The organism is Oceanispirochaeta crateris (assembly GCF_008329965.1).
GTDB classification, from domain to species: domain Bacteria; phylum Spirochaetota; class Spirochaetia; order DSM-2461; family DSM-2461; genus Oceanispirochaeta; species Oceanispirochaeta crateris.
Map to the genome: position 1 here is coordinate 2,918,723 of NZ_CP036150.1, position 16,541 is coordinate 2,935,263.

The following is a 16,541-nucleotide window of genomic DNA, read 5'->3' on the forward strand; positions in this document are numbered from 1 at the left end:
GAAATAAAAAAAAGCACAGAAATAATCTGTGCTTTTACCGGGGATAAAACCCCTTCAAATCTCAAAAGAGATCTGTAAATATAAACTATGATTCAGACACTTCAAAGATTGTCGGACTACTCTCTTCACTCATAATCAAAACTCCTTATAACTTGGATTTTGTTCTTATGAACCTAACTCAGAGTCTACAACTATCAAGATCCCTTTGCAAATAATTTCTTCGAAATTAAATTTATCCAGTTTCTAGAGAGAACTCATTCTCAAAGTTCTTTTGAAGAGATGTGCAGATAAAAAGGCGTATTTTCGATTTCATTTTCTCAGTAGAATCACTGTTGAAAAGAAAAACGTAAAGAGTCTGTTCGCTCTCAATAGTTCGGGTTCCTAGTAGAATAGCATCCACATTGACCAGAACGCCCCGTAATCGAAGCTGCATATTTCGTATGAGTTGATTCTTAACAAGGGAGTCTGGAAGACGACTAAGAACACAAGACATACCAACAGAACTGATATCCTGTATTTCGCCCTGTACCCGGGATTCCATAAAATCGAAGTTCAAAGAGCATTTATCTTCTTCACGGCACTGATACCGGATAAATTTTCTGCGTCCCTTAACCTCATTGGCTTTTAGGACCTTCATCATCATCTCAGAAGCCGCAGAGACCCCTTGCTTCAATTGAATAAACCCGCAACTGATGCCCAATTCGAATAAGTAGAACTGCATATTTTCTTTTTTTGAAATTTTAAAAGAAAAAATTCCGATTTGAATACCAGGACATTCCTTATTAAGAGAACGTATATAATCCTGCCATTCCAATTCACTCTGAACGGCGTCGATATTCAGGAAAAAAATAGAATGAGGAAATCTTTTATGGATATCAGGAATCTTCCGGTAATTTAAAAGAGTATAGGCCTCAAATTCTTTATCCATCAGGAACTGTAAAAGCTGTGACTTCACCAAGTCCGGAGGATAAACAAATATAATCTTCTTTCCTAGTATTTCATCACTTTCTACCATAAACTCCTATCTTCGTCCTAAGGGGTAACCTAAAAGTATAACCCGGGAACTATATATTACTAAATTATGAATAATTCTCATACTGCTCTGGTTCACCTTTTACAACAAAGGAGTATTTAGATTCCACAGGAGCATAACTCATAAGCGTTGTTGTTTGAACAGTAGAAGAAACAAAAGATTTGATCTAAAACCTCGTAGACCATCTCAATAAGGAAATCTGTAACAGTAACAAGGCGAAATTGTGTTTACAATTTCTACAATCAGATCATTAATAGTATCGGGATCTAGCGTCTAGTATAATTCTAGGGGAATTTTTTAGAAATTCCAGAGGTTTAAGCAGATTTATGGAGGACGTCAAAGACGATGACATGAAAAATCATAGTATTCTTATATTAGACGATGATGAATCCATAAGAGATTTACTCGAAATCTATTTGTCTGAGAAATACAAGATAGTAAAATCTGCCTCAGGATTTTATGCATTAGAACTCATTACGTCCCAAAAGATCGACCTGGTTCTCGTCGATGTAAACATGCCTGATATGAGCGGGCTCGAGTTTATTGAACAAGCCAGAATAGTAGAACCCGATATTGCATATATAGTCATTTCAGGCAATAGAGATATCGATACGGCCATAGAAGCACTTCATTCGGGTGTTTGGGATTTCATACAAAAGCCCTTTGGAGACATGAACTCTCTGGATAAGATCATCAGGACTGCCTTGGATAAAAGAGAACTAATTCTCGAGAATCGCCGTTATAAGAAGAATCTTGAAAAGATGGTTCAGGAAAGAACAAGTGAGTTAGAGAAGAAGAACCAGGAACTTCTTCTGTCTAGAAACAGGATCGTTGGAATACTATCGAGAGCCGCAGAATTTAGAGATTATGAAACGGGACAACATTTCATACGGGTATCTAAATATTCGGGTATCATTGCTTCAGGATTAAAAATGGACAATTACGAAGCAGATCTAATCAGACAAGCGGCCCCTGTCCATGATATTGGAAAAATTGGCATACCCGAAAGGATCCTTTTAAAACAGGGGAAACTCACAGAAACAGAATATGAAATCATGCAGAAACACTGCGAGTACGGAGAACAAATTTTACAAAGCCAATCACTTGAAAATCTGAATATTCCCCTAAACACAGTCATCCCAGAGGGGTATAACACAGATGACCTGCTGACAACAGCCGCAAATATAGCGAAATACCACCATGAACGGATCGATGGGAGTGGATACCCCCTGGGATTAACTGGAAATGACATTCCCATCGAAGCAAAAATTGTAGCTATTGCGGATGTATATGACGCCCTCGGCAGCGTCCGATCCTACAAGGATGCCTGGAGCGAGAAAGAGTGCCTGGACTATATCATTCAAAATTCAGGAATTCATTTTGACCGAGAGGTTGTGGAAGTGTTCCTAAACAATATTGATCAAATACAAGCGATTAAACTAGCCCATGTGGACAAAGAGGAATCCCATTTAATAATAGGTGTAATCTAAAATATTCCCTGATAAAATCTTAAAAAGACCAGACAGCAAGGATTCCACCAATAATTGAATATTTAGAGGCTTTCCACGATCTTCATAAAACGTCGTCCGTACTCTACATAGTTAGCATATTTTAAAGTCTCTTCGGATCTGGAATCTTTCTCATGGTAGACAAGTGTCATGTGGGGCTCTATGGAAAACCCGCCATCATAGCCGCTTTGAAGCAGATCTGTCACAATTTCCCGCACCTTTCCTTCCCCTTCACCAGGATAACACCAGTCCGATGCATTAAAAATTTCATCAGGCTGAATTTTTTTGAAGACACCGTCTTTTATATGTACATAGGCAATATGTTCTTTCACAGCCGAATAAAACTGAAAGGAATCCTGCATATGCCCTTGATGTCCTTCTCTGTAATCCACTGAATTGAGAGGATTTCCAGTGTCGAAGACAAGCTTAAAATGGGGAGAATTTATCTCTTCCACAAGCCTGAGAGTATGCTCTGATGACATACCTCCATAATTGGCACAATTCTCATGCAAATAGCTGACTCCCGCTTCTTCGCAGAGTTGCACAAGGCTTTTTAATTTCTTAAAAATGGTCTCTTCCAGCTCCCGAGAATAGAGGGACGCATCCCGTAGCCGTGTGAAGCTCATACCCCGAATCATGGTACAGCCTAGTTTTTCCATGCGGGGAAGAGCACGGCGCAGTTCGGCTAGACTTTTTTGAAAATCTTCTTCTTTGCGGGGATCCCGGCTCCAGTTAGCCACGGTGCTACCAAAACAATTGATGGTAATGCCACTATCGTTGAGCATGCCTACCACTGTTTCAAACTGATCTTCCGGAAGATCATGAATGTTCACACCATCAATGCTTCGCGATTCGATACAGGTCCATCCCAACTCTTTAGTAGCCTGGATCTGAGCCTCCAGTCCAAAGCCGGCTTCATCGGCAAATCCTGTATAATACATATTAAATAAACTCCTATTTTGAAATTTTTCCTATTAAAACAGTCCACTGAAACATCCAGAGTTACCCTACCCTGGATGTTTCAGGATGTAGAGCTGATTAAATATTCCTGGATGCTCTTGAGCCCTTTTGTCTTGGCATTTAAGAGGGCTTGCTCCGCCTTCAGTATCAGTTCATGAGAATCATGATCTCCTGTCGGGATGAGGGAGACAAACCCTAGAGTGAGGGAGACGACTCCCAGCGGAGATGCTTCATGGGAAATCTTTTTATTCTCAACTGCTTCAATGATGTTATACCCGATTTTCAGGGCTCCATCGGGGAGAACTCCCGGTAAGACCATGCAATACTCATCATCCCCAAACCGGGCAATGATATCATTTGGGCGGTTAACTGAAGCATTAAGAACCGAGGCTATCTCAATCAGGCAGGTATCACCTTGATGCATTCCCAAGCGCTCATTGAACAATTTAAACAGGTCAACATCTGCCATAAAGATGGTAAGATAGCTCTTGTCTCTTTGAGACCGGGCAATTTCCTTATCCAGTAATTCCTTCAAGAAAGCTTGATTGTATAGACCTGTAAGGGAATCTCTTATACTGAGAAGCTCTACCTGATGATCTATATGACCTTCAATGTAAAACCCTTTCTTATTATTCTTAGCTGCATATAAAAGCTGATCCGCCTGATGAAGCAGTTCTTCATAATCAAGAGAAACACGGTCGACCCAAAGCAAACCACCCGATATGCTGAGGGCTTTCAATGATCCATCAGGGTAGGTAATCTGATGTTGATCCAAAGAGGCATAAAAGTCGTTCATTGCGGTCAGAATAGCTTCTCTTGATGAGAACCCATGGAGCAGTAATACAAACTCATCTCCCGACCTTCTTCCAAGAATGTGAGAAGAGTTTCCAATCCCAGACAAGGCTGCTGCAGCACTCTTAATATAAGAATCCCCCCATTTATGACCAAAGCTGTCATTAATGATTTTCAGGTTATCAAGGTCAAACATGATGAGAGCAGTTATCTTTTTGGGATCCGCCTGTGCCAGGGTCTTTTCAATTTTCAGCTGTACAGCCTTACGATTTAACAACTTAGTCAAAGGATCATAATCACGCTCTTCTTTGATGAGGTTTTTTCCAAGGATTTCATCACTGACAACGACAATGACACCAATGGTGCTCTTATCCTCTTCTACAATTTTGATCCTGATATACTTGTCATGATCCAGATCCATTTTGTAAACAGAATCTTCATCCCTTACGGGTGACTTCATCAAATGACTCAAGTACTCAGTAAAAAGATCCTTCTTTTGAATCATTCTATTCAGTCTATGATCATCGAGTTCTAGAATCGTTTGAAACTGTTCGGTAACAAAGATTCTGTCTGAATCATCTCTGATCTCAAAGGCCCCTATGGGAAAATCGGTTAAATCGATTATTTTTGATAACCTCACGGCCGACTCTGTCAGCCTCACATTGGCACTTTCTATGGCACCCAATAATCCGTCTATTTCTGTAAACCCCGTCGCCAGAAGTTCTACCGATTTATCATGTTCTCTATCTCCTACCCTTTTGGCAAGCCTTGCAATTGGCTTTGTGAAGAAGTAGCTGATAACGATACCACCAAAGATAGCCATTATAATAGAAGCCAGAATTGATATTTCGAGGATACTCTTTATTTTGTTGATATAACTCAGCAGATGATCTTCTCTCATCATTCCAATCAAATACCAGGATTCATTTTCAAATGGCGTATTCACCTTGTACAGACCAATTTGGTCAATACAGGCATAGATTGTCTCCTCACTATTAGTATTTTCAATAGAAAAGATATTTCTGTCTTTATCGACTTCAAGCAGATTTAAGTCCTCTTTCTGATTTATCATCCTTTTTTGTAAGGCCCCAACCATGAGTACGGGTTTGATTGACTGCGTCCCTTCTCCATGATATCCGATGAGATAACCTAGAGAATCCTTATCATGTAGATCATTTGAAGGAAGAAACTTACTGAAATAGTTCACTGATATTTCAACACCAATGATTCCTCTCAACTTGCGGTTTGAATCAAAGAGCGGCATGGAATAGGTCAAAATCTGCATATCATTTTGAAACAGTGTAAAAGGAGTGCTCCAGTACCCTAACAACTCTGTATTAAAAGTCAGAGAGGCTTTTGAATAGGGGATATCAAAGAAATCCTTATTCTCAGAAGTGTACTCCATTCTGTTTTTCCAGAACCTGTCCAGAGGTATTTTTTTCTCTTTGGCTATGGCTGAAGAACCAAGAATCATATAGAGGTCTTTATTGGAAAAGTCATTTAACCTGGGTTCATAATCCCGGAGATAGAGGGCAGGTGATTCTGATCCTTCCCGGTCCAATAGAATGAATGCGCCGGATGTCTTTGTCGCTCTAAGCATACCAACCAGATCATCAAAAACAGATTCAAAAAAGGAATCATCAACTTGCTCTGTAGGAAGCTTATTGGAGATACGCTGCATATAGGGGGCCACCTGTGACCAACTATTCTTCATTTCACCTTTAAGATAGGCATTTCTATTCTGTGTTTTATCCATAAAGGATCGCATAGTATTATCTATGGCTTGCCCCATGACTCCACCAAAGTAGGGAAAACCAAGTAGAACTGAGGATTGGATGATCACCAAGATGACAACAAGAACAGTTACTCTAAAGAGAATCGATTTCCTGTCTATCCTAAATTTCAGAATATTCCAGATCATATAGTTCAATTAACAAGAGAGAGTAGTTCTTCATGGATTTGATCATACCATTTCTCAAATTCCAACTCGGAGATCAAGGCTTCGACGAGTTTAGATCGGTCTTCTCCAGAATTGACCTGTTCCTCAACCAGTCCCAAATCTACAGTGATTTTACTGAATAAATGACTTTCCAGGAGAGACCTTAACTCAAAACTACCTTCAAACGGTTTGGTACTGTACAGGGTATAGTTGTCCAGCATGTAAACAGTAGAATCAATCACTCCAGGAATAGCAGCACCGATCCTTTCCATAGAACTCAGTGCTTCGTACATCTTTTCCTTTTTCAGAGACTCATTCATGACGGGCATATATCCTGTTAAGGCTGAAAATTCCACATTTTGTTCGGGCTCTGTGAACCATTTTAGAAATAGTCCGGCACCATATTCATGAGGCTCATCGCTTTTTGTTATACACATTCCGGCACCCTGCTGATACGCAAAAGCGCGCCCCTCTTCAAAATAAGGATAAGGAAGGGTCATTGGGTCTATAGGATAAACATCTCCATCAGGAAGAGTCACTTCTGTGGGGAAATAGACGGCACCAGCGGTCGAGCCTGTATACGCCAGAACAGAATCTGTTCTGGCATCATCAGAGCTGTAGCGTCCATTCTTCTCAAAGAATCCTTTCATGTAGGGAATATAATAAAATTCCCAAATTTTTCTGGCTATCTCTTTTGTAAAGTTCAAGGAAACAGAATCGTCTTTGACGGAATAAATCTCAGAACCGAGCTGTATCGCAGAAACATACATGAAGTTGGCACTCGCATCAATTCCTAAGAATGCTTTCCCTGTTAGATTGTAATACTCCTCTGCAACTTCAAGAACTCCTTCCCAGGTCCTTAATCTATTTATATCTGCACCGCTGACATCCACGAATTCGTCCCAGAAGGTTTTATTCAAATACAGGATCTCAGAGGACTTTGCTATAGGAAATATTTTCAAGCCCGTCCCTGTGCCGATTTTCCCTTCATCCAGAAATTCTTCTCGATACCTTGCTAACTCCTGCTCTGTAAAAAGGGTGTTGATATCCAACAATTCGCTTATAAGATTCACCCTGTAAGCATTATCAGGGTAGGATAAGAAAAGGTCCGGCAGAGGGAGAGAGCCTATGGTTTTATTCGCTGAATCATACACAGCATTCGCTAACTGACCGACATCTCCATAACTCTGAGAATCCACAACGATCCCTCTTTCAACGCCCACGGTTTCATTAAAATGTTCAACAAGAAGGTCAAACTGATTCTGAATATTTCCATTATAATAATGCCAGACGGTGATAGTAATTGGTTTTGATGGATCTAATGGGTCATTATCCTGAGAAACAAGACCGCAACTTGTAATCAGAACGATGGTTATTAAAAAAAGGAACTCTTTACGAACCTTCATAGGATATCTCCTTTAACAATAAGAAAGGATAGCATATTTACCGCCGTTTTATTAATCATTTATTCATGATTAATAAAAAATACGAGTACTGCCACAACGAAACAGAGCCCTAGAGGAGTAGAAAATCAGGAAAGCTCTTCAATAAGAGAGACCAGTCTGCTTAAGATCGCATCGCTCTCCAGCTGACTATCGGCGTGTCTACAGATTTTAACACATTCAGGTTCCAATGCAATTGTAATAAAATCAGAATTTCTAACCAGTCTCTTAAAAACTTCATATTCCTGGGGGTAGAGACTCTCTTCGGTATTAAAATAATCGCAATCCACATCAAGGATATAATGGCTAAAAAAGAACGGAGCGATGGATTCAGCCTTCAAAACAGCATCTTCCAAGAATGAGTCTTCAATAGAAGATTCTGCTCTTAAAATTCGGCATTCTTCATCGTGTTTTTCCTTTCTGCAATCGGGAAGACAGGGAGGTGAAAACTCTATGATCCTCTGGTCATCATATTGGGTCATTCCATCCAGGATATGAACATTAGGATTTGAACTTTTTAGATTTCTATTTTTTGCGAGGACAAAAACCTTATCTACAATATCAGTCCTGACTGAAAAATCCAGATGTTCATCGTGTTGAAGATTATCGTTAATTTGATGTATATCAATCTCATTATTCATAAACTGATAGATTTTTTCTTCTGTCAATTCTTCGATTCGTTTCTCATGACTGTAAGAATGTCCGGCTTTTATTTCACTGTCTGCCCGCCAATATGAATAGCGCTGAAAGGCAGCGCGTGTATCTGTATGGTAATCCAGGGAAAAAACATTTTGCTGACTTCCCGAAGCCCAAGCTTCAAGAACCTGATTATGTGATTCGACGACAAAGACCTCTTTGTCTTTTACTTTTAATAATTCCACTTTATGAAGATAACAACTCAATAGGGTTTTCGGATAGGGCTGTCCTTCTTAACTCATAATTTTTTTTATCCCACTTGTTTAGGCTGTCTTAAAAAATTTATGATTAACCTGTATTTTTAGAAAAATCTTACCCGGGGAGAATGAAGTCATTGAAATGGATCTGCCCTCATTGTAAAAAACCACTGGACACATATTCAAAAACATTAAGATGTGAGAATAACCATTGTTTTGACATAGCAAAGCAAGGATATGTGAATCTATTGCCTGTTAACCAGAAATCCAGTAGGAACCCCGGGGATGATGAAAAGATGCTCCTGGCCAGGTCTGCATTTTTAGGAGGAAATCATTTTCAAACCCTCCAGGATGCAATGACACAATCCTTAAGACAGTATTTTGATCAGCAGGACATGAAGGAAGGATTCATTCTGGACTGCGGCTGCGGAGAAGGCCATTATCAGAGGATTCTATCTGCGGCACTGGGTTCTGCCTTTCACATCATAGGCATAGATATCGCCAAGAAAGGGATTAAACTCGCGGCGGCTAAAACAAAAAAGAGTGATTGGACAGATTTTGCAGTGGCCAGCAGTGCCAATATTCCACTACCCGATAAGAGTTGTACAGCTGTATATTCAATTTTTTCCCCTATTCAGCCCCGGGAGATTCACCGGATTTTGAAAGAGGAGGCCTGTTTCCTAAGAGTCCTCCCCGGCCCCCATCACCTTTATGAAATCAAGAAAAAGATTTATCGGGAAGCACAACTTCATAATGCCCCCAAAGCACTGGAAGGTCTGTCTGTCGTGGTAGAAAAATCAGTAAAATTCAATATGCATTTTGACATGGAAGATACCTACAGCAACCTCATCTCCATGACCCCCTTTGCCTGGGAAGCAGAACAGAGAGGTTCAGAAAAGAGTTTGTTCAAGGCAGGTGACAGGATTACGGCTGATTTTAATATACAGATCATGAAACCGACTCCTATCCAAGAATAGAAATGGCACAATGCCTTAGGCGCTAACAGATGATACATTTACTAATTTGACAGCTTGATCCAATAAAAGAGAAAGGCCATACCTAGAGATAAAGCCACAAAATTTCCATGGAACATTTTTGGCCGATTACGGATGAGTTGTAAAACTTTCTTGCCAGACTTTGTTGATATAAGAAAATAAAGCAGTATTCCTCCAAGAACAACGAGTCCTGTCTTTGTATAGTTTTCAACTGAAAACAGATATGGCGGGAGAGAATCAGACTCTACTTCACCCAGGAGCCTAAGGACCAATCGGGACATCGGCAGGGCGGCAATGCCGCTGATGATACACATTAAGGCAAGAAAGAGCTGGGAAAACTGCGCCGTTTTTTTGATTTTACCAAGGGGCATGTTCATACCCGTTGAAGGAGAAATGCTTTTCTTATCCGGCAGGTATATCCTTGAAAGCTTAATAAAAGAAGCCACTGTTCCCAAGGATGCCGCATAGAGGAAGAGCCCTTGCCAGCTCCCTTTTAGAGTGTAGGATAAAGCAGCCTTACTGGCATATCCGTTGAAAGGAGGGATCGCAGTTATCGCAAAAGCCGCAGTCAGAAAACATAAAAATGTGATAGGAACCTTTTCTCCAGCCTTATGGAGAGAAAGAGCGGCATTCCGCAACTTATAAACATTCCTCTCTCCAGCCAGGTCCGTTGTTGTACCCACGGTCAAAAACAGGAGTCCCTTAAAAAGAGCATGGTACAGAGCATGAAGGAAAGAAGCCGAAAAAAGAGCAATTCCCGCAGGAGTTGTAATTCCAGCAGCAATCGCCGCCCCCCAGGCACATACGACATAGCCTATCTGACTAATGGAGTGATATGCCAGAAGCTGTTTGGTATCCTTTTGAGAGAGAGCAATAATAACCCCTGCCAGTGCTGTTATGGCTCCTGTGTAGCTCAAGAGTCTTCCCACATCTCCTCCGCCAGGCATAACAATCAGCAGTCTGGTGAGTGCGAAAAGGGGCGCCTTGATCAGCACACCGGAAAGTACAGCAGAAATGGAATGGGGGGCTAATGCATGAGCATCGGGAAGCCATCCGTAAAGAGGCATTATGGCCACACGGATGGCCACTGCTGCAACAATCAGAGCAAGAGAGGCCGTAGCCATGGTACCTCCCTTTTGTGGTAGGGAATCTAAAACTGAAGAAATTCCTTCATAGGAGAGAGACCCAGTCAATTTATAGAATCCAAGGAGACCAATAAGAAAAAAGACCATGGCGGTGGCACTGATCATGAGGTATGAAAAGGAGGCAAGATAAGCCCCGGGCTTTTCTGAACTGGCGACAAGGATATAGGAAGCAAGACCCATGACTTCGAGGCAGACAAACAGATTAAAGAGATCCACAGTCATAGCCGCAGCAGCCATCGATGCCGTTTGAATTAAAAAAGTCGTTGTAAAACCGGGTCCTTTGGGACCCGACCCCTGTGAATAGACCCAGGCAGCACTCCCTACGGTAAAACCAAGGAGGCTGACCAGCCAGGCAATACCGTCAAAGCGGTAAAGAATTCCTATATTACCAGGCCACCGTCCAATTGAAACCTGAATACTCTGACCCAAATTTACAAATTGAAAAAGATAGACTAATAACAGGAGGGGCAGACCCAGGCCTATTGCGGCAGCAAAAGACTCGAGCTTCCATGCTTTATCATTCTTGTGAAATGCCTTGGCACAAAACGCCAGAGATGCACCAATAAGAGGCAAGACAACGGGGGCAAGGATCAGGTCAGTCAGTTCCATGGCTTACCTTTTCTCTTATTTCATCAATGTCAAAACTACCGGTGAATCGATAGAGTCGGAAGGCGATTGCCAGAGACAGTGCCGTGATACAAACTCCAATGACAATGGCTGTCAGCATCAAAGCCTGAGGCACAGGATCCACCATATCGCGGACTCCTTTGCCCATAATAGGGGCATTCTTACCGATCTGAGAGCCCTCCAGGATGAAAAGGATAACAACAGAACTGTTGAGGATTGTCAGGCCATAAATCTTCTTAATAATATTTTTTTTATAGACGATTCCCCAAAGCCCAATCAGACTAAGGATTAAAATCAGGATTCTTTCTACCATTTTTACCCCTTCCCCAACATGGCAACACACATATACCCGATCCCCGCACCCACTTTGAGACCAATGATCGAATTAAGTATGATGATATAAATGACCTGAAAAGAGGGATCAACTCTCATCGGATTGGAAAAATATCCCATCCCCATGGGGATGCCTGCCAAAGAGGTCAAGATCAAAAGCAGAAAACAAACCGATTCTATTTTTGCGAGAACTTTTGCTTCTTCCAGGCGGGTTGATGCCCCGGACTTACTTCCTAAGGCCATAAAAACGATACCTGATGCAATAACAACCCCACCCTGAAAACCACCACCGGGAGAGATATGACCAAAGAGCATGACATAGAGTCCAAAGAGGAGAACTATGGGGCCCAACTTTCCGGTAACCACATCAATGAGGTCCGTACGGAGCAGCGTTGATTTGGATTCAGAAAACTCAGACATGGTTTCTCCGTATCCTCTGGCCAGAGAAATACCCGATTTAGAAATAATTCCGATGGTACCACTTACAGCCAGGAGCAGCACAATGGTTTCTCCCAGGGTATCGTAGGCTCTGTATCCCAGATATATGGCACTGACCTGATTTTGTGCCCCCGTATTGTTAAACCCGTTATTTTCAAGAAAATCCCGTGCCAATGTCGGCCAGGGATGGGTCGATAAAAAAACAGGAACCAGCACCAAAACAACAGAACATAAGATGAGGATGGTCTGAAAAGCCAAAAAGAAATTCTTTTGTCCGGAGGTCATGTCTTATCCCTTCGTTCTGTGGCCCCGATAGCCCAGACAAAAACAACAGTTGACACCCCTGCACCAACAGCGGCCTCCGTAATGGCAACGTCGGGAGCATAAAGCAAATAGAAAAGAATGGCTGACAATAGGCTGAAAGCTGAAAGGGCGATTGTGCCGTAAAGAAGATCTTTCGAGATCAGTGTGTATACAGAGAGCAGCACAAGAAGAATCAAAATGAGAATTATCATAATTGAGTATCCTCAACATCATCAAAGTCTGCATCATCCTCTTCCTTAGCGGAGAGTTGACCGGAAACCCATGCAAAACGGGCAACGATATGAGTCCCTGTTGGAGAGGAAATAAGAAAGAAGATTCCGATAATCATGATCCTTGCTGCCATGGCCCAAGTCGGCGCAAGAGCTAGGCAGCCGATGAGAATAGAGATCACTGCCGTTGTACCGCAAAGAGATCCACTTTGAAGTTTTGCATATGGATTTTTGAATTTAAATAGACCAAAAACTCCGGCGCCACCAAAAATCACGGCGGTTAAAAATGCGATAAACGCAACAATTGAAAGAATGGTTTCAACCATTTTTTCCCCCTGTAATACTCTTGTTCAGTAGATGAGAGATGGCCAGGAATCCAAGAAAACCGAAGATATCATAAACAAGGGCAATATCCAGATATATGGTTCTACCCAGCTGTACTCCATGGAGGACTAAAAAAGCCAGGACCACACCTGATAGTACATTTAAACTGACGAGTTTATTGACAGCAGTCTTACCAGTAATCAGGTGTATGATGATTACAAAAGCGAAAATCAGCATTATCCATTGCATTGTCATTAACATCATCTCTCTCATACCCAAACCCTCTGAATGTGTTTCTCTAACTGCCCTTTGACTATTTCACCTGCCAATTTTGAATGATTCGTATTACAAAAGAACCAGTGGACCGTTAAATGATCATCGTTTAAGTCCAAAGTGATTGTCCCCGGAGTGAAGGTGATTGAATTGGATAAAACCATCCGGGCAAGATCAGACCTGATTCTGGTTCGGAAATGCACAATTTTTGGATTTGGATTACCCTTTATTATGGTAATGAGCATTTTTATACTAGAGGAATAAAGCTGGTAGAGAAGCACCGCTAAAAAGAAAAAAAGAAAAAGAGGACGGGGGATAAAGCCGTTACGGGAAGCATCATGGGCTGGTATAAAGACTTTATATGTGATGAGTGAGATTCCCAGAGAGCCGGTCAGGCCGGCAATCAGCGAAAAAAGATCCAAACTAAAGGTAAAAAGAAGCCAGAGGATGAAAAGGACCACAAAAGTGATGGCAACCCGCGTTATTGACCAAAGAGTGGTAGCCCGCATTTAACCCTCTCTTTTCTTTATCAACTCAAGGAACTCCTCCTTGGTATCAGCTCCTTCAAGCTGCTTCAGGAATTGACTATCATTTAGAACCCGAGCCAGTTTAGAGATAAGTTTTAAATGATGACCGGCATTCCCTTTTGGACCTGCAATAAAAAATACGATTTTTGCCGGCTGGCTGTCGGGGGTTGTAAAGTCTACTCCCTCTTTTAACACAGCAGCGGCCAAGGCGGTCTGGCTCAAGGCAGAACTATGGGCATGAGGAATAGCACAGCCATTATTCAGCCCTGTGGAAGAGAGCTTTTCGCGTTCCATGACATCCTTGATCAACTGCTTTTTGTCCATAGCGAGTCCTGAAGATTCAAGGCTGTCTACAAAAAGACCTATGAGAGCCTTTTTGTCCGTCACATCCGGATGAATGAGAATACAATCTGCTGAAAGAATAGAATTGATGCTGATCATAGAATTAAATCTCCTCGTCTTCAGGAACTAATCCAGCTGCCCAATCAACAGGAACTGTGAACATAATACCTGTTCCTGGTTGATCCAGTCCGCCAACAACTTCATCCACCAGTTTTTTAGCGGTTTCAATAGTTTCCTGATTTCTGATAACTGAAATGATTGTTTTATTGTATGGCCGGTTTCCTTTCATAAATTCCCGGAATCCTGCATAAAGGGGAACATCATAAGCCAGGAATCGGCCCATACCTTCAGAGTCGAGGATAGTGGATCCTGATACACCTGCTTCTACAAATGCACTGAGAACTTTCTCAAGATACTCTTCGTTGTTGAGTATAAATACGAGCAGTTTCATTCATGTCTCCAGCAACTAGGATTAGCAATAAATCTTTCTGGCGAAATATATTTTACACCAATAATGTCTGTTCTATTCTTTTTTGTCAAATGATTTTGGAGAGTCTTCATCAGAGGAGGAAAAAAGCCCTTATCAAGAATATTCAGTAGGATTTGCTAGGCTACAAATCAGAACCGATATCCTGGCAGGCTTCAAAAACCTTGGGATCGAAGTTCAGAGATTCACGGAAGTCATGTAACTCCTTTCCAAAATACTCCTCTATATCAACCTCAAAGTCAGTAATCGCGTATTTTATAAAATATCTGACACTGACAAGGTCTACCTGGATCAGAGATTTTGAGCTATCCAGCAATACGGCCTTAAAAATATCATTGCCCAATTTTATCTCTTCTATGGATTCAATGATGGTATCAATGATATCTGCAGCTCTTATGATTTGACCTTCAATATCATCTGTTTTTGGATTGAGAATATAGGAACGGAACTGGTTCCGCCAAGATTTTGGAAGCTCTTTCTCTATGACTTCATTGAAGGCTAACTCTTCTATCTCCTCCACCGCCTCTTTCATAGCGGGGGTCTTTTTTTTGGTTGGTCCCAGGATGTCTCCGGTTGTCTGCTCAATCATGTCATGGTTAATCGCCTTTTGCAGAACCTTGGCCATATCCACTTTATTCTTGAACTTTTTACTTTCCCAAATAGCCAATCCTTCGGCTATTTTTGAAACGGACCACATATGTTCTGCAACAGAACGCTTTTTAAAGCAATACTTATTCTGATACCGTTTTATTTCCATCAAAGATCTGGCGTCTATTAAATGTGTTCCAAAGGGCATAGTATTCAAATTCGCATCAAGCTGAACGAACAAAGCCTGATACTGCCTCCCGATTAATTTTTCTTATTTTCACTTTAGTATAGGGTAATTGAGGTTAAATAAAAATTGCTGCACCGGGAATTATCAAAAAGTGACTTAAACAATTTATAAGAAAGGAGGAGTTCCCACAGGAACCCCTCCTTTATAAAAGATCATCCTTGTCTTTTTATTAGAAATCCCACTCATTTTTTCTTTCGAGGTAGACTCTCACTTCATCATAATCAGAATCCTGGGCAGCTTCATACCCTTCGTGATTGTAGATTCCTCTCACAATCTCAAGGCCTTCTTCACTCTTGCTGATAGCAATAAAAGCATCCTTAACCTTCTGCTTCAAGTCTTCGTTCAGACGGGGGATAACAGAGATGGTATCATTGGGAATGAGGCTTGTGTTGGCAATGAGTACGACCTTATCCATAAGGTCTGCGTAGTAAGACTCTTTTTCAAAGAGATTTCTGGCATCTTTGAAAGTAAAAGCCGCATCGGCTTCACCGTTAAAAACAGCCAGAACAGCGTTGTCGTGTCCTCCAGTATTGATCCACTCAATCTCAGACTCGGGATCAATTCCATTATCTGCCAACAAGTTAGCAGGCCATACAAACCCGGACGTAGAAGTAAAAGAAGAGATAGCTACTTTTCTTCCCTTAAGATCTATGACAGATTTAATTCCGCTGTCTTTATCAGCGATAAGCTGAGATTTATATCCGGATACCATGGGTTTGTCTTTCATGAGCTCCCCATTATCATCCACATCATATCGGAGAGATTTCAGAATGGCTTCTGCAGCACCTTCATCAGCTGCCAGGACATAAGCCGTAGTCGCCAGAAGTCCGACGTGAACCTGTTCTGAGGCCATGGCTTCTATGAGGGCATTATAATCTGTTGCCACAGTCACATTCACTTCCATCCCCATTTCCTTTGCCAAAAGTTCCTGCAAAGGAAGTCTCTGGGCATCCAGATAGGTTGCATCCCGAGACGGAATCAGCTGTACTTCGAGCACATCAGGGTTAACGTCAGTCTCTTTGCTGCCCCCGGCAGATACAAAAGAAGTCATAATCAGGGCGATGAATGCCATGAGAAACAAGCTTTTTTTCATTAAACTCTCCTTACCGTTAAAA

18 protein-coding genes are annotated in these 16,541 nt (G+C 41.5%); 2 read left to right on the forward strand and 16 right to left on the reverse strand.

Annotated features, from left to right (window positions below; translation table 11 throughout):
* Positions 1-232 precede the first annotated feature (232 nt).
* Complete coding sequence (locus tag EXM22_RS13255; RefSeq protein WP_149486989.1) at positions 233-1,015, reverse strand: hypothetical protein; 783 nt, start codon at positions 1,013-1,015, stop codon at positions 233-235.
* Between the two features lie 368 nt (positions 1,016-1,383).
* On the opposite strand from EXM22_RS13255, the gene EXM22_RS13260 reads away from it, so the two are divergent.
* Complete coding sequence (locus EXM22_RS13260) at positions 1,384-2,523, forward strand: HD domain-containing phosphohydrolase (protein WP_168203501.1); 1,140 nt, start codon at positions 1,384-1,386, stop codon at positions 2,521-2,523.
* A 62-nt stretch (positions 2,524-2,585) separates the two neighbouring features.
* Here the strand turns inward: EXM22_RS13260 and EXM22_RS13265 are convergent, their stop codons facing one another.
* The 4 genes from EXM22_RS13265 to EXM22_RS13280 form a co-directional block, all read right to left on the reverse strand.
* Positions 2,586-3,482, reverse strand: coding sequence for a sugar phosphate isomerase/epimerase family protein (locus tag EXM22_RS13265; RefSeq protein ID WP_149486991.1), 897 nt, complete (start codon positions 3,480-3,482; stop codon positions 2,586-2,588).
* A gap of 80 nt (positions 3,483-3,562) precedes the next feature.
* Entirely contained in the window at positions 3,563-6,214 is a 2,652-nt protein-coding gene (locus EXM22_RS13270; protein ID WP_149486992.1) for a diguanylate cyclase domain-containing protein, read from the reverse strand.
* A 5-nt stretch (positions 6,215-6,219) separates the two neighbouring features.
* Positions 6,220-7,638: an extracellular solute-binding protein gene (locus EXM22_RS13275; RefSeq protein ID WP_149486993.1), complete on the reverse strand. Its 1,419-nt coding sequence runs from the start codon at positions 7,636-7,638 to the stop codon at positions 6,220-6,222.
* A 125-nt stretch (positions 7,639-7,763) separates the two neighbouring features.
* Positions 7,764-8,555, reverse strand: coding sequence for a UPF0489 family protein (locus tag EXM22_RS13280; RefSeq protein ID WP_149486994.1), 792 nt, complete (start codon positions 8,553-8,555; stop codon positions 7,764-7,766).
* Positions 8,556-8,695: 140 nt separating this feature from the next.
* Between EXM22_RS13280 and EXM22_RS13285 the strand changes: the two genes are divergently transcribed.
* Positions 8,696-9,544, forward strand: a complete 849-nt coding sequence (locus EXM22_RS13285; RefSeq protein WP_149486995.1) for a putative RNA methyltransferase — start codon at positions 8,696-8,698, stop codon at positions 9,542-9,544.
* A gap of 41 nt (positions 9,545-9,585) precedes the next feature.
* On the opposite strand, the gene EXM22_RS13290 is transcribed toward EXM22_RS13285, so the two are convergent.
* From EXM22_RS13290 to EXM22_RS13340, 11 genes are all read right to left on the reverse strand, one after another.
* Complete coding sequence (locus tag EXM22_RS13290) at positions 9,586-11,316, reverse strand: complex I subunit 5 family protein (RefSeq protein WP_149486996.1); 1,731 nt, start codon at positions 11,314-11,316, stop codon at positions 9,586-9,588.
* A complete protein-coding gene (locus EXM22_RS13295; protein ID WP_149486997.1) occupies positions 11,303-11,647 on the reverse strand; it encodes a sodium:proton antiporter in 345 nt (114 codons plus the stop codon). Before EXM22_RS13295 ends, EXM22_RS13290 begins: the two co-directional genes overlap by 14 nt.
* 2 nt (positions 11,648-11,649) lie before the next feature.
* Positions 11,650-12,390: an MnhB domain-containing protein gene (locus EXM22_RS13300; protein ID WP_149486998.1), complete on the reverse strand. Its 741-nt coding sequence runs from the start codon at positions 12,388-12,390 to the stop codon at positions 11,650-11,652.
* Positions 12,387-12,620: a hydrogenase subunit MbhD domain-containing protein gene (locus tag EXM22_RS13305; RefSeq protein WP_149486999.1), complete on the reverse strand. Its 234-nt coding sequence runs from the start codon at positions 12,618-12,620 to the stop codon at positions 12,387-12,389. Before EXM22_RS13305 ends, EXM22_RS13300 begins: the two co-directional genes overlap by 4 nt.
* Positions 12,617-12,964, reverse strand: coding sequence for a cation:proton antiporter (locus EXM22_RS13310; protein ID WP_149487000.1), 348 nt, complete (start codon positions 12,962-12,964; stop codon positions 12,617-12,619). Before EXM22_RS13310 ends, EXM22_RS13305 begins: the two co-directional genes overlap by 4 nt.
* Entirely contained in the window at positions 12,957-13,211 is a 255-nt protein-coding gene (locus EXM22_RS13315; protein WP_246157020.1) for an MrpF/PhaF family protein, read from the reverse strand. The genes EXM22_RS13310 and EXM22_RS13315 overlap by 8 nt, the downstream gene beginning before the upstream one ends.
* A 20-nt stretch (positions 13,212-13,231) precedes the next feature.
* Positions 13,232-13,744: a Na+/H+ antiporter subunit E gene (locus EXM22_RS13320; protein WP_149487002.1), complete on the reverse strand. Its 513-nt coding sequence runs from the start codon at positions 13,742-13,744 to the stop codon at positions 13,232-13,234.
* Complete coding sequence (locus EXM22_RS13325) at positions 13,745-14,203, reverse strand: PTS sugar transporter subunit IIA (RefSeq protein WP_149487003.1); 459 nt, start codon at positions 14,201-14,203, stop codon at positions 13,745-13,747.
* A gap of 4 nt (positions 14,204-14,207) precedes the next feature.
* The gene (locus tag EXM22_RS13330) at positions 14,208-14,555 is read right to left on the reverse strand and encodes a hypothetical protein (protein WP_149487004.1); all 348 of its coding nucleotides are present in this window, start codon (positions 14,553-14,555) and stop codon (positions 14,208-14,210) included.
* Positions 14,556-14,715: 160 nt separating this feature from the next.
* Entirely contained in the window at positions 14,716-15,420 is a 705-nt protein-coding gene (locus EXM22_RS13335) for a YfbR-like 5'-deoxynucleotidase (RefSeq protein ID WP_210411485.1), read from the reverse strand.
* A gap of 175 nt (positions 15,421-15,595) precedes the next feature.
* Complete coding sequence (locus EXM22_RS13340) at positions 15,596-16,519, reverse strand: phosphate/phosphite/phosphonate ABC transporter substrate-binding protein (RefSeq protein WP_149487005.1); 924 nt, start codon at positions 16,517-16,519, stop codon at positions 15,596-15,598.
* Between the last annotated feature and the right edge of the window lie 22 nt (positions 16,520-16,541).

Bases quoted from the DNA above. Each gene is read 5' to 3' on its own strand.
- EXM22_RS13255 (WP_149486989.1), bottom strand. From the start codon at position 1,015: ATGGTAGAAAGTGATGAAATACTAGGAAAGAAGATTATATTTGTTTAT.
- EXM22_RS13260 (WP_168203501.1), top strand. From the start codon at position 1,384: ATGAAAAATCATAGTATTCTTATATTAGACGATGATGAATCCATAAGA.
- EXM22_RS13265 (WP_149486991.1), bottom strand. From the start codon at position 3,482: ATGTATTATACAGGATTTGCCGATGAAGCCGGCTTTGGACTGGAGGCT.
- EXM22_RS13270 (WP_149486992.1), bottom strand. From the start codon at position 6,214: ATGATCTGGAATATTCTGAAATTTAGGATAGACAGGAAATCGATTCTC.
- EXM22_RS13275 (WP_149486993.1), bottom strand. From the start codon at position 7,638: ATGAAGGTTCGTAAAGAGTTCCTTTTTTTAATAACCATCGTTCTGATT.
- EXM22_RS13285 (WP_149486995.1), top strand. From the start codon at position 8,696: ATGAAGTCATTGAAATGGATCTGCCCTCATTGTAAAAAACCACTGGAC.
- EXM22_RS13290 (WP_149486996.1), bottom strand. From the start codon at position 11,316: ATGGAACTGACTGACCTGATCCTTGCCCCCGTTGTCTTGCCTCTTATT.
- EXM22_RS13295 (WP_149486997.1), bottom strand. From the start codon at position 11,647: ATGGTAGAAAGAATCCTGATTTTAATCCTTAGTCTGATTGGGCTTTGG.
- EXM22_RS13300 (WP_149486998.1), bottom strand. From the start codon at position 12,390: ATGACCTCCGGACAAAAGAATTTCTTTTTGGCTTTTCAGACCATCCTC.
- EXM22_RS13305 (WP_149486999.1), bottom strand. From the start codon at position 12,620: ATGATAATTCTCATTTTGATTCTTCTTGTGCTGCTCTCTGTATACACA.
- EXM22_RS13310 (WP_149487000.1), bottom strand. From the start codon at position 12,964: ATGGTTGAAACCATTCTTTCAATTGTTGCGTTTATCGCATTTTTAACC.
- EXM22_RS13315 (WP_246157020.1), bottom strand. From the start codon at position 13,211: ATGCAATGGATAATGCTGATTTTCGCTTTTGTAATCATCATACACCTG.
- EXM22_RS13320 (WP_149487002.1), bottom strand. From the start codon at position 13,744: ATGCGGGCTACCACTCTTTGGTCAATAACGCGGGTTGCCATCACTTTT.
- EXM22_RS13325 (WP_149487003.1), bottom strand. From the start codon at position 14,203: ATGATCAGCATCAATTCTATTCTTTCAGCAGATTGTATTCTCATTCAT.
- EXM22_RS13330 (WP_149487004.1), bottom strand. From the start codon at position 14,555: ATGAAACTGCTCGTATTTATACTCAACAACGAAGAGTATCTTGAGAAA.
- EXM22_RS13340 (WP_149487005.1), bottom strand. From the start codon at position 16,519: ATGAAAAAAAGCTTGTTTCTCATGGCATTCATCGCCCTGATTATGACT.